Here is a 12,267-nt window from a genome sequence, read left to right as displayed (position 1 = left end):
CGTCGCAGCGGCAGCCGGCGTGTCTGCACCGTGCCTGCCGCCTGCGTCGCATCGCGCTTGTCGTTGTTGCTCTCGCCGGCTCCCCCACAGGCGTTTCTGTCGACGGCACGGCGCACGCGCCGAGCGGTCTTCGCGTCGCTGCGTGACTGCAAGCTCCCGCCCTCTCACGCCTTACCCGGTCCGGACCCGCGCCCCACCTGCGCGGGTCAGGCGCCTCCCTTCGTCCGTGGAATCCGCTCCCATGTCGCGCACCCTGTCGCTGCTCGCGTCGGCCGCACTGACGGCCGCCCTCCCCGTATCCGCCGTCGCCGCCGAGACCGGGCAGTGGCTGGACGAGCACGGCATCGCGCCGCGCTTCGTCTGGTCCAACGATTATGCGCGTAACGTCGACGGTGGCCTGTCGCGCGGCGATCGCAATGCCGGCGGCGTGGTCGCCGGCGCGGATCTGGATCTGCAACGCCTGTTCGGCATTCCCGGCGCCACGCTGCACGCCACCGGCGCCTGGTACTACGGCGACAGCCTGTCGCAGCGGCAGATCGGCAACGGCGTCAAGGTGCAGGGCTACTGGTATCCGCAGCAACAGGCGCAACTGGCGCAGCTGACCTGGGAACAGGTGTTCGCCGACGGCCGCTGGCAACTCGTCGCCGGACGCATGAACACCACCTGGCAGTTCGCGCGCAGCCGCTATGGCTGCCGCTTCGTCGGCGCCTCGGACTGCCCGTTCCAACTGAGCCAGGCCGATGGCGGTTTCGTCGGCTTTCCCTACGTGAACTGGGGCGCGAAGCTGCGCTACAAGCCCGACGCCAGCTATGTCTCGGTGGGCGCGTTCGAACTGAATCCGCAGCGCAAGAACACCCATGGCCTGGACTGGAGCACCGCCGACAGCAACGGCGTGCTGGGCACGCTCGAGGTCGGCTACGAACCCGATCCCGCGCGCGGCCAGGGCGCGCCGCGTTACCTCGCCGGCCTCTGGTACAACTCGGCCGACTACAGCGATCTGCGCTACAACCAGGCCGGCGGCTTGCGCGGGCTGGTCGGCGGCCCGGCGCGCCTGTACGACGGCGGGCGCTGGGGCGCGTATGCGATGGGCGAACGCGCGCTCTACCGGCCGCAGGGCATGGCGAGCAAACGCATGCTGGTCGCCTTCGGCAACATCGCCGCACCGTTCGATGCGCACCAGGTCTACGACCTGCAGGTCACCGCCGGCTTGTACTACAGCGGCCCGTTCGCATCGCGGCCGGGCGACGGACTCGGCGTCATCGCGAATTACTACCGTTTCAGCGCCGATCAGCAGGGCTACATGAACGATCTGCTACGCAAGCGCGGCGCGGCGCCGGACATCGCGCGGAACGAGGTCATGGTCGAACTCAACTACAGTTATCGCATCGCCCAGTCGCCGCTGTTCCTGGTGCCTAACGTGCAGTACATCGTCAATCCCGACATCCTGGGCAATCCCGCCGCGCGCCGCGCGCCGGACGATGCACTGGTGATCGGTTTGCGGGTCATGCTCAACATCGGCGGCCTGGGCACGCCGAAGTGACGCCGCACGTGCGGCCCACCGACGCTGGCGCCCGCGACACCCGATCGCCGCGCGACCGAGGCACCGGCACGGCGCCTCGCATTCACCGCATCCGCATCTCCGCGTGATCCAGCCCCGCGCGCCAGGCGCAACTACGCGCTGAACGAGGGCACGAAGCTCGCGCGCAAGTTCATAAATGTACAGCTGGACATTTTTATCGTCGTCACCATGACGACGCCCAAGCCCCACCGCCCTCGTCCTCGTCCTCGCGGCCGCCCGACCAAGGACCAGCCCGATGGCCGCCAGGCCTTGCTGTCGGCCGCATCCGGCGCCTTTGCCCGGTATGGGTTCGACGGCGCCGACATCCGCAGCATCGCGGCCGCCGCGGGGGTGAGTCCGAACCTGGTGCGCGTGCATTTCGGCAGCAAGGCCGCGCTGTGGGACGCGTGCGTGGACCAGTTCGCGCAGGCCCTGCAGCCGCGGCTGGCGGCGATGGCGCAGCTGACCGCGGACGCCGCGCGCGCGCTGCCGGAGCGGCTGGCGGATGCGATCCTGCTCATGGCCACCTTCTACGACACCCATCCGGCGGTGCGCGACTTCGTGGCGCGGGTGGTCTCCGAACGCCCCGAGCGCGCTGCCGTGGTCACCGAGCGGTTGCTGCGCCCGGCCTATGCCGCCGGCCAGGCGTTGATCCTTGCCGGAATCCAGGCCGGCATCGTCAAGGCGACGCACCCGGCGCTGTTCTTCGTGCTGCTCAACAGCATGCTGAGCCAGCCGCCGGAGTTCCCGCAGCTGCTGGCACGGCTGGCGCCGGAAATCGGGCCCGGCGAGGCGCGGACGCGGCTGGTCGAGACCGTGCTCGCCACCCTGCTGCATGCCCCGCATCCCGGCGTCGATCCCGCACTGATCGCCCCATCGCACTCTCCCCAGGAAGGCACCCCATGACGCAGGCCATCCCACAACCGCGTTCGCTGCCGCTGCTCGGCAATTTCCACCATCTCGATGCGGATGCACCGGTGCAGAGCCTGATGCGGCTGGCCCAGGTGCATGGCCCGATCTTTCGCCTGCACAGCGGCCCGCTGTCGCTGACCGTGCTGAGCGGACAGGACCTGGTGGACGAGGTCTGCGACGAAACCCGCTTCGCGAAGAAGCTGCACCGTCCGCTGCAGGCCTTGCGCGACCTCGGCGGCGACGGCCTGTTCACCGCCTACAACGACGAGCCCAATTGGGCCAAGGCACACCGGCTGCTGATGCCCGCGTTCGGCCCGATCGGCGTGCGCGCGATGTTCGGGCGCATGGAGGACATCGCCGAACAGATGCTGCAACGCTGGGATCGGTTCGGCCCGGACGCGGTGATCGACGTGGCCGACAACATGACCCGGCTGACCCTCGACACGATCGCGTTGTGCGCGTTCGACTACCGCTTCAACAGCTTCTACCAGAACGAGATGCATCCCTTCGTCGCAGCGATGGTGGGCGCCCTGGCCGAAGCCGGTGTGCGTGCGCGTCGACCGGACCTGGCCAATCGCCTGCTGGCGCCGGGCCGGCGCCGCTACGAGGCCGACCTGGCGATGATCCGCGGCGTCGCCGACACCTTGATCGCCGAGCGCAGGGCCGACCCCGCCGCGGCCTCGCGCGACGACCTGCTGAACCTGATGCTGTACGGACGCGACCAGATCACCGGCGAACCGCTGTCGGACGAGAACATCCGCTATCAGCTGGTGACCTTCCTGATCGCCGGCCACGAAACGACCAGCGGTCTGCTGTCGTTCGCACTGTACCTGCTGCTGCGCCATCCGACGGCGCTGGCGCAGGCGCGCCAGGCGGTGGACGCCGCGCTGGGCACGCAGCCGCCGCAGGTCGAGGACCTGGCCAAGCTGCGCTACATCGAACAGATCCTGCAGGAAACCCTGCGGCTGTGGCCGACCGCACCGGCGTTCGCGGTCGCCGCGCGCGAAGCGACCACCTTGGCCGGCCGCTATGCGGTGACGCCGCAGGACACGCTGCTGGTGCTGATTCCCACCCTGCATCGGGATCCGAAGGTATGGGAGGAACCGGAAGCCTTCCGCCCGGAGCGCTTCGCGCCCGAGGCGGCCGAACGGCTCCCGCCCAATGCCTGGAAACCGTTCGGCAACGGCGTGCGCGCCTGCATCGGGCGCGGCTTCGCGATGCAGGAAGCGCAGCTGGTGCTGACGATGATCCTGCAACGTTTCGACCTGGACATGGTCGATCCGAACTACCAACTCAAGGTCGCCGAAACCCTGACCCTGAAGCCGGACGGCTTCCGCATCCGCGCGCGCCGCCGCGCCGATGTCGCGGTGCGCGCGCGCAGCGCGCTGCCGACGGCGCCGCAGAAACCGCTGGCGCCTGCTGCGACGTCGGTCCCCGCCGGCACCGCATCGGGCACGCCGCTGCTGGTGCTGTACGGTGGCAATTCCGGCTCGTGCGAAGCGTTCGCGCAGCGCATCGGCGGCGATGCGGCCGCGCAAGGGTACGCACCGGTGGTCGCGCCGCTGGACGAGCATGTCGGGCGCCTGCCGCGCGACGGCGCGGTGGTGGTGGTCACCTCCTCCTACGAAGGCCAGCCGCCGGACAACGCGCGCCGCTTCGTGGACTGGATCGACACCCTGGCGGCCGGCGATCTGGCCGGCGTGCGCTACGCCGTGTTCGGATCGGGCAACCGGCAATGGGCGCGCACCTACCAGGCGATTCCGAAACGCGTCGATGCCGCACTGGAGGCGGCGGGCGCCACGCGCTTCAGGCCGCGCGGCGAAACCGACGCCGGCGGCGATTTCTTCGGCGGCTTCGATGCCTGGTCCGCCGGGCTGTGGACGGATCTGGGGCAGGCACTGGGAAAGGCCGCGCTGGAGCAGACCGCGCACGCGCTGGAGGTGGACATCGTCCCCTCCGCCCGACTCGACGCATTGCGCCTGACCGAACTCGACCAGGGACGCATCGTCGACAATCGCGAACTAGTCGACATGTCCGCACCGTTCGCACGCTCCAAGCGTCACATCGAGATCGCGCTGCCCGACGGCATGCGCTACCGCACCGGCGACTATCTGGCGGTGCTGCCGCGCAACCCCGCCGCGCAGGTCGAGCGCGTGCTGCGTCGCTTCGGCCTCGCCAGCGATACGCAGGTCGTCATCGGCCAGCGTCCTGGCTCCGCCTCCAGCCTGCCCAGCGGCTATCCGGTCGCGCTGGCGCAGGTCCTCACCGACTACGTGGAACTGGCGCAACCGGCCACGCGCGCGCAGATCGTGCAGTTGGCGGCCGCCACGCGCTGCCCGCCCGATCGCGACGCGCTGGAAACGCTGGCCGTCGAGCCGGCCTACACCGACGAGGTGCTCGCCAAGAAGACCAGCCTGCTCGATCTGCTGGAGCGCTTCCCCGCCTGTGAGCTGGCGCTGGGCGCATTCCTCGGCGCGCTGCCGGCCATGCGCGCGCGGCAATACTCCATTTCCTCCTCGCCGCTGCGCGACCCGGCACAGTGCTCGCTGACCGTGGCCGTGCTCGACGCACCGGCGTTGTCGGGCATGGGGCGACGCCGCGGCGTGGCCTCCACCTACCTGGCCGGCCTGGATGCGGGCGCGCTGGTGTCGGTTGCGGTGCGGCCGTCGCAGGCGAGCTTCCACCCGCCGGAAGATCCGGCCACGCCGATCATCCTGGTCTGTGCCGGCAGCGGCATCGCGCCGTTCCATGGCTTCCTGCAGGAGCGCGCGATCCAGAAGGCCGGCGGCCGCGCCGTCGGCGAGGCGTTGCTGTTCTTCGGCATCGACCATCCCGACGTCGACTGGCTGTACAAGGACGAATTGCGACGCTGGCAGGACATGGGCGTGGTCGATGTGCGCCTGGCCTGCTCGCAAGCGCCGCAGGACGGCGTCGCCTATGTCCAGCACCGCATGTGGCAGGACCGCGAGCGCGTGTCGGCGTTGTTCCAGCAAGGCGCCACCGTGTTCGTCTGCGGCGACGGCGAGCACATGGCGCCGGCGGTGCGTGACACCTTCGTACGCATCTATCGCGACAGCATGGGCGTCGGCGCCGACGCGGCCAACGCCTGGGCCGATCGGATGGAACGCGAACACGGCCGCTACGTGGCGGATATCTTCTCGTGACGGTGCGGCGGTCTGAGGGACAGCAATGGCGGCGGCCGCCCGCGGCTGTGGTCGTCCCGGGCGGTCTGGCGTGCAGCCAGGCACTGGCGGCGTTCGTCCGTGCCATGCGCGCCCACGCAGGAGCGTCCAGATGATCAGCAAGACCATCGCGTGCCTCTGGTTCGACACCACTGCGCTGGAGACGGCCACGTTCCACCTCGAGACCTGCGGCGGCAACTGAGGCAGGCGCACACGCACGCCTGCGCCGCGGACGCGTAACCTTCCCCTCCCACATGCATCGCCTGGATCGCGCCTCAATGGCCAACCCCTACTACCGCGGCCCCGTCAGCGACCATTTCGACGGCGTGCGCTTCTTCAACCCGGGCCAGCCCACTATCGACAACGGGCTGGGCAAGGTCCTGCGCTGGAAAGCCGCCATGGGCGCCGTGCGCTGGCCCGCGCAGGTCCCGGTGACACCCGCGGTGCCGGCGCAGCGGCACGACGGCCTGCGCATCACCATGGTCGGCCACGCCACGCTGCTGATCCAGGCCGGTGGCCTCAACCTGCTCACCGACCCGGTGTGGTCGCAGCGTGCGAGCCCCTCGCAGATCGCCGGGCCCAAGCGGGTGACGGCACCAGGCATCCGCTTCGCAGACCTGCCCCCCATCGATGCGGTCCTGCTGAGCCACAACCACTACGACCACTTCGACCTGACGACCTTGCGCAAGCTGCACGACGCGCACCATCCCCTGTTCGTGATGCCGCTGGGCAACGACGTGCTGTTGCGCAAGCGCGTTCCCGATGCGCGCATCGCCACCGGCGACTGGCATGAGCGGCTGCCGATCGGCGACACCGCGACGGTGACGCTGACCCGCGCCAACCATTGGTCCAGCCGTGGCATCGCCGACCGCAGGATGGCGCTGTGGTCCGGCTTCTTCATCGAGACGTCGCGGGGGTCGGTGTGGTTCGCGGGGGACACCGGCTATGGCGATGGCGCCATCTTCCGCGAGATCCGCGATCGGCACGGCGCGCCCGACGTGGCGTTGATCCCGATCGGGGCCTACGCGCCGCGCTGGTTCATGGCGCCGCAGCACATCGACCCCACCGAAGCGGTGCGGATCTTCCAGGACACCGGCGCGCGGCACGCGCTCGGCATCCATTGGGGCACCTTCCAGCTCACCGACGAAGGCCGTGAGGCGCCGCGCGAGGCGCTGTCCGCGGCACTGCGCTTGGCGGGCATCGCCGCCGCCGGCTTCGTCGCCGCCGAGCCCGGGCAGGCGTTCGACTTCGCCGATTCCGCGCCATAGGGTTCGCGCACCGCCATCGCCCGGCGAGGCGCGACGTTCGCTCGCCGCGCTACGCCAGTAGTCGCGCGTGGAGCCCGGCTACACTCCACGCCCCACTCTTCCGGAGACCCGCATGCGCGACCTCAGCCCCCTGCCTACCATCGCCCTGGGCCGCTACCGCCACTTCAAGGGCGGCGAGTACGAGGTGCTGGGCGTGGTCCGCAGCAGCGAGACGCTGGAGCCGCTGGTGCTGTACCGCCCGCTGTACGGCGACGGCGCGATGTGGGTGCGGCCGTACCCGATGTTCGTCGAGCAGGTGGAGGTCGACGGCGTGCGCCGCCCGCGCTTCGCGCCGATCGACGCGGCGGCCTGAGCGCGCGGCCGCCACGTCTGACGCGACGCGCTAGCGCTTGGACGCGCTGTCCACGTCGCTCTTGGTCGCGGCGTGATCCTGCGCCGGGCGGTTGCGGTTCTTCTTGGCGCGCGTCACCAGATACAGCATCGCGGCGATAAGCAGGACGAACAGTCCGGCGACCCAGGGCATCAGCGTGGTGTCCATTCGACACTCCAATTCGGTTGCACAGCGGTCACCAGACCACACACGCAGTGAAGGCCTTGGCTAGCGCGCGAGCGGAGTCGGCACCACCCGCGCATCGCGAGCGCACGACGACCGGATTCATCGGTCGGTCCTGACCCGTTCGATCAGCGCCCCTGCGACGGCCTTCGCGCCAAGCGGCATTACTCCGGTCGCAGCCCATCGCACTCCACACGCCGCGATCGCCTCGCTGTCGAGGCCTGGAACCTGGAAGAGGCACTCGCGGCACACGGCGCACCACCCGAGCGGCACACGCCTTCGGGGCGCAATGGCGTGCCGGCTGGCGCGTCGCCATCCCTGTCGTGCGCGCATCGAACCCAACCGAGGCGCGTTGACATACGCCCTGTACGCAAATAACGTACACCGCGTATGTGAATGAGATATCCCCGTGCACCAGCGCCGCAGCCGCCGCGAGATGATCGAAACCACCCGCGCCAGCCTGCTGGCCGCGGCGCGGCAGGCGTTCGCCACGCACGGCTTCGCGCATACCTCGATGGACGTGTTGACCGCCGAGGCCGGCCTCACCCGCGGCGCGCTGTACCACCACTTCGGCAGCAAGGACGGCCTGCTCATCGCGGTCATCGAGCAGATCGAGGCCGAGGTGGGCCTGCGCCTGCAGGCGGTGTCCGACGCGGCGCCCACGCCGTGGGACGGCTTCCGCCGCCGTTGCCGCACCTACCTGGAACTGGCGCTGGAGCCGGAGATCCGCCGGATCATCCTGCAGGATGCGCGCGCCGCCTTCGGCGACGTGCCGCCGGCCGCGCAGTCGGTGGGGATCGCCGCGCTGCAGGCGGCGCTGGAAGCCTTGATCGCCGCCGGCACCGTGGCGCCGCTGCATGCCGGGGTGATGGCACGCATGCTCTACGGCGCGATCACCGAGGCGGCGTTCTGGATCGCCGAGCCGGATGCCGACCTGCATGCGCGGCTGGCCGATGCGCTGGACGCGCTGGACCGGCTGCTCGACAGCCTGCGCGCGCGCTGAGCGCGCCGCGTCTCTTCTTCGCCTCCCACCCAGGACCACGCACATGCACTGGCGCAACACGGCACAGCGCTTCGGCGCCCTCGCCAAGCTGTTCCACTGGACCACCGCCGCCGCCTTCATCGGTGCGTATGCGGTGGTGTACTACGTCATCTGGTTCATGGACGACACCTCGGACACGTCGTTGCCGGTGCTCAACCTGCACTGGGTGCTGGGCCTGCTGGTCGGGTTCCTGGTGCTGCCGCGGCTGCTATGGCGCTGGCTGGACGTGCAGCCGGACGATCCGCCGGGTTCGGCGCTGGAACAGCGGCTCGCGCACCTGGCGCACTGGGGCCTGTACGCGCTGCTGATCGTGATGCCGCTGACCGGCTACATCGGCACCGGCGCGCCGACCGACCTCGGCCTGTTCCGCATCCCCGGCTTCAACGAGACCGCGCTGTTCGCCTGGATCAGCCGCACCTGGCACCTCAGCTGGGAGGCGTTCGAAGCGCCGATCGACGTGGTGCACCACTTCATCGGCAAATGGATCGCCTGGGTGGTGGTGCTGCTGCACGTGGCTGCGGCGCTGTTCCATCACTGGGTACGGCGCGACGATGTACTGACCCGCATGCTGCCGTGGCGCGTGGCGCGTGTGCGCGGCAACGTGTCGCGCGCCTGAGGCAAAGCGCGCCTAGCGTCGCTCCGGCACCTGCGCCGCGCGGGCCACGGCCTCCCCCGACGCCAACGGCCAACGCACCTCGAACCGCGTCCCGCTGCCGGCGGGCAGGCACAGCGCATCGCCGCCGTGCGCTACCGCAATCGCCTTGACCACGGCCAGGCCCAGGCCGCTGCCGCCGCTCTTGCGCGAGCGCGACGGATCGCCGCGGCGGAACGCGTCGAACACGCGCGCGGCGATCTCCGGGGCGATGCCGGGGCCGGTGTCTTCCACGAACAGCACGCACTGGTCGGCCTGCACCTGCACGCCGACCCGCAGCGGACCCGGCTCGGCGTAGTGCTGCGCGTTCTCCAGCAGCGCCATCAGCGCCTGGCGGATGCGCACCGCATCGCACAGCACCGGCGTGCGCAGCGCCAGCGTGGGTTCCAACACTAGCCCGCGCGCGTCCAGGCTGGCGGCGAACGCATGCAGCACCGCCTCCACTTCCTGGACAAGATCGGCCGGTGCCGACTGCAATTCCAGATGCCCGCTGTCGGTGAGGCTGAGCACGCGCAGGTCCTCGATCAGCCGGTTCAGGCCTTCGACCTGCCGCAACAGGCTCTCGAACGCGGCCACGTCGGGCGCGAACACGCCCTCGGCCAGGCCTTGCAGGCGCCCGCGCAAAATCGTCACAGGCGTGCGCAGTTCGTGGGCGACGGCGGCATTCCAGAATGCACGCTCGCGGGTCATCGCCTGCAGGCGATCGGCCATGGCGTTGAAGTCGCGCACCAGTTGCGCGGTCTCGCCCAGCGCATGCGCGTCCATGCTCGCGCGCGCATGCAGATTGCCCTGGGCGACTTCGCGCAGGCTGTGCGCCACCGAATTCAACGGGGTCAGGATGCGCCGCGACAGCCGCACCGCCACCGCCACCGCGATCGCCACGGCCAGCGCCGCGGTGGCGCCCATCCACATCATCTCCACGCGCGACGGCACCCAGGTGTCGGAGATGCTGTCCGGCTGGTAGGCCACCGCCACCGCGTAGAACACGTAGGAGCCGACCACCGACAGCAGGATGATCCACAGCGCCAGCGCGCCCAGCGACAGGATGACCTGGCGGCGCAGCCCGGTGGCGCGACTCATGCGCCGGTTCCGAACCGATAGCCGACGCCGCGCACGCTGGCCGGCGTGCCCTGCACGCCCAGCGCCTCCAGCTTCTTGCGCAGCTTGCTGATATGGCTGTCGATGGTGCGCTCCTGGGTGTCGCCTTCCGGCAGGCAGGCGTCGAGCAGTTCGGCGCGGCTGAACACCCGCTTCGGTGCACGCATCAGCCGCACCAGCAGCTTGAACTCGGTGAGCGTGAGGTCCAGCGTGTGCCGGTCTTCGCCCACGCGCACGCTGGCCTCGTGCTGGTCCAGGTCAACATGGAAAGCGCCCACGCGCAGGCTACGCGCCTCCTCGGCGCCGTTGCCGCGGATGCGCCGCAGCACTGCCTGCACCCGCGCCACCACCTCGGCCGGATTGAACGGCTTGACCACGTAGTCGTCGGCGCCCAGGCGCAGGCCCATCAGCTTGTCGATGTCCTGGTCCAGTGCGGTGAGCATGATCACCGGCGTTTCGCCGCGGTGGCGCAGTTCGGCCAGCACCTTCCAGCCATCCACCGCCGGCAGTTGCACGTCCAGCAGGATCAGGTCCGGATCCAGCGCCAGGTGCAGTTCCAGCGCGGCGCGGCCGTCGGCGGCGTGGGCGGTGCGCAGCCCGCTGCGCGCCAGGTAGGCGATCAGGATCTCGGCGATCTCGCTCTCGTCTTCGGCGATCAGGACCAGCGGCGCGGACGCGGGCGCGGTGGCGCCCGGAGAGGAAACGGACATGGCGTGGCGGCGAAAGGCGCATCGGCCCGGACGGGCGCGGATCTCCATCATATCTCCACACAGCATCGAACGCCGCGCAACCCGCGGCCGCGACCATGCGCGGCTTTGGCGTCGCCGTATCCGCGGCGGCAGCGACGAGGCACGAGGCATGGGCATGCGGCAACAGGTACGGACTCTGGGAATCGGTGGCGCGCTGGCGTTGGCCCTGGCCGGCTGCGGCGGTGGCGCGCCGCCGCAGGCGGTGGCCGCGCCGGTGCAGGTCACTGCGATGACCCTGCGCCCTGCGCCGATGACGGTGAGCGTGGACCTGCCCGGGCGCGTGGCCGCGGTGCGCAGCGCGCAGATCCGTCCGCAGGTCGGCGGCATCGTGCAGCGCCGCTTCTTCGAGCAGGGCGCCGATGTGCGGCGCGGCGATGCGCTGTTCCAGATCAACCCGGCACCGTTCAAGGCCGAGATGGACACCGCCGCGGCCGCACTGCATCGCGCCCAGGCCGCGCAGGTGCTGGCCGACGTGCAGCATGCCCGGCTACAGCGGCTGGTCGAATCCAGCATGGTCAGCCGGCAGATGTACGACGATGCCGTCTCGCAGCGTACCCAGGCCGCCGCCGCGGTCGCCGAGGCCAAGGCGACGCTGTCACGGCGGCGCCTGGACCTGGCCTTCGCCACCGTCGATGCGCCCATCGACGGCCGCATCGACCAGGCGCTGCTCACCGAGGGCGCGCTGGTCTCGCCCAGCGACAGCGCACCGATGGCGGTGATCCAGCAGATCGACCAGGTCTACGTCGACGTGCGCCAGTCCGCCGCCGACCTGGACCCGCTGGACCCGGCCGCCGCCGGCGACGGCCTGCCGGCGCAGATCCTCGACCGTAGCGGCGTGCCCTCGGGGCTGAGCGGGCGTGTGCTGTTTTCCGGCATCAACGTCGATGCCGGCACCGGCGACGTACTGCTGCGCATCCTCGTCGACAATCCGCAGCGGCGCCTGCTGCCGGGCATGTACGTGCGGGCGCGGGTGCCGCGTGCCCACTACGCGCAAGCGCTGCGCGTACCGCAGCAGGCGGTCACCCATGTCGGCAAGCATGCGCAGGTGTGGGTGCTGGACGCCAACGCGCGCGTGCGCAACGCGACGGTGCAGCTGGGCGAACTGGTGCAGGGGCATTACCGCGTCGTCGCCGGCCTGCAGGCCGGGCAGCAGGTGGTGGTCGAAGGCATCGACCGGCTCAGCACCGGTACCAAGGTGAAGGCACGCGCGTGGCAGCCGCCGGCCGTCGCCACCGCGGCCGCGGACTGAGCAG

11 protein-coding genes are annotated in these 12,267 nt (G+C 70.5%); 8 read left to right on the top strand and 3 right to left on the bottom strand.

What is annotated here, in order from left to right:
* Nucleotides 1-241: 241 nt before the first annotated feature.
* The 5 genes from FHR66_RS13320 (at nt 242) to FHR66_RS13300 (ending at nt 7,272) form a co-directional block, all read left to right on the top strand.
* Entirely contained in the window at nt 242-1,540 is a 1,299-nt protein-coding gene (locus FHR66_RS13320; RefSeq protein ID WP_160966052.1) for a carbohydrate porin, read from the top strand.
* A 207-nt stretch (nt 1,541-1,747) separates the two neighbouring features.
* Nucleotides 1,748-2,464 carry a TetR/AcrR family transcriptional regulator gene (locus FHR66_RS13315; RefSeq protein ID WP_160966050.1) on the top strand — a complete coding sequence of 239 codons (717 nt, stop codon included), beginning with the start codon at nt 1,748-1,750 and terminating at the stop codon, nt 2,462-2,464.
* Nucleotides 2,461-5,634, top strand: a complete 3,174-nt coding sequence (locus FHR66_RS13310; RefSeq protein WP_160966048.1) for a bifunctional cytochrome P450/NADPH--P450 reductase — start codon at nt 2,461-2,463, stop codon at nt 5,632-5,634. Before FHR66_RS13315 ends, FHR66_RS13310 begins: the two co-directional genes overlap by 4 nt.
* A gap of 296 nt (nt 5,635-5,930) precedes the next feature.
* Nucleotides 5,931-6,920, top strand: a complete 990-nt coding sequence (locus FHR66_RS13305) for an MBL fold metallo-hydrolase (RefSeq protein ID WP_160966046.1) — start codon at nt 5,931-5,933, stop codon at nt 6,918-6,920.
* A gap of 112 nt (nt 6,921-7,032) precedes the next feature.
* The gene (locus FHR66_RS13300) at nt 7,033-7,272 is read left to right on the top strand and encodes a DUF1653 domain-containing protein (protein ID WP_160966044.1); all 240 of its coding nucleotides are present in this window, start codon (nt 7,033-7,035) and stop codon (nt 7,270-7,272) included.
* Nucleotides 7,273-7,302: 30 nt separating this feature from the next.
* Here FHR66_RS13300 and FHR66_RS13295 read toward each other — a convergent pair whose 3' ends face one another.
* On the bottom strand, nt 7,303-7,458 hold the full coding sequence (locus FHR66_RS13295) for a hypothetical protein (protein ID WP_019796750.1): 156 nt from the start codon (nt 7,456-7,458) through the stop codon (nt 7,303-7,305).
* 424 nt (nt 7,459-7,882) lie between these two features.
* Between FHR66_RS13295 and FHR66_RS13290 the strand changes: the two genes are divergently transcribed.
* Nucleotides 7,883-8,476 (top strand): TetR/AcrR family transcriptional regulator, encoded by a 594-nt coding sequence (locus FHR66_RS13290; protein ID WP_160966042.1) that lies wholly within the window; start codon nt 7,883-7,885, stop codon nt 8,474-8,476.
* Nucleotides 8,477-8,519: 43 nt separating this feature from the next.
* Nucleotides 8,520-9,131 carry a cytochrome b gene (locus tag FHR66_RS13285; protein ID WP_160966040.1) on the top strand — a complete coding sequence of 204 codons (612 nt, stop codon included), beginning with the start codon at nt 8,520-8,522 and terminating at the stop codon, nt 9,129-9,131.
* 12 nt (nt 9,132-9,143) lie between these two features.
* Here FHR66_RS13285 and FHR66_RS13280 read toward each other — a convergent pair whose 3' ends face one another.
* Nucleotides 9,144-10,247 (bottom strand): ATP-binding protein, encoded by a 1,104-nt coding sequence (locus tag FHR66_RS13280; RefSeq protein ID WP_160966038.1) that lies wholly within the window; start codon nt 10,245-10,247, stop codon nt 9,144-9,146.
* The gene (locus FHR66_RS13275) at nt 10,244-10,975 is read right to left on the bottom strand and encodes a response regulator (protein ID WP_160966036.1); all 732 of its coding nucleotides are present in this window, start codon (nt 10,973-10,975) and stop codon (nt 10,244-10,246) included. Before FHR66_RS13275 ends, FHR66_RS13280 begins: the two co-directional genes overlap by 4 nt.
* A 154-nt stretch (nt 10,976-11,129) precedes the next feature.
* Here FHR66_RS13275 and FHR66_RS13270 point away from each other — a divergent pair, with 154 nt between their 5' ends.
* The gene (locus FHR66_RS13270; protein WP_237475270.1) at nt 11,130-12,263 is read left to right on the top strand and encodes an efflux RND transporter periplasmic adaptor subunit; all 1,134 of its coding nucleotides are present in this window, start codon (nt 11,130-11,132) and stop codon (nt 12,261-12,263) included.
* The last annotated feature ends 4 nt before the right edge of the window (nt 12,264-12,267 follow it).

It is taken from the genome of Xanthomonas sp. F4, from assembly GCF_011761895.1.
The sequence above is the reverse complement of the archived record's forward strand: the minus strand, read 5'-3'. Positions and strand labels throughout refer to the sequence as shown.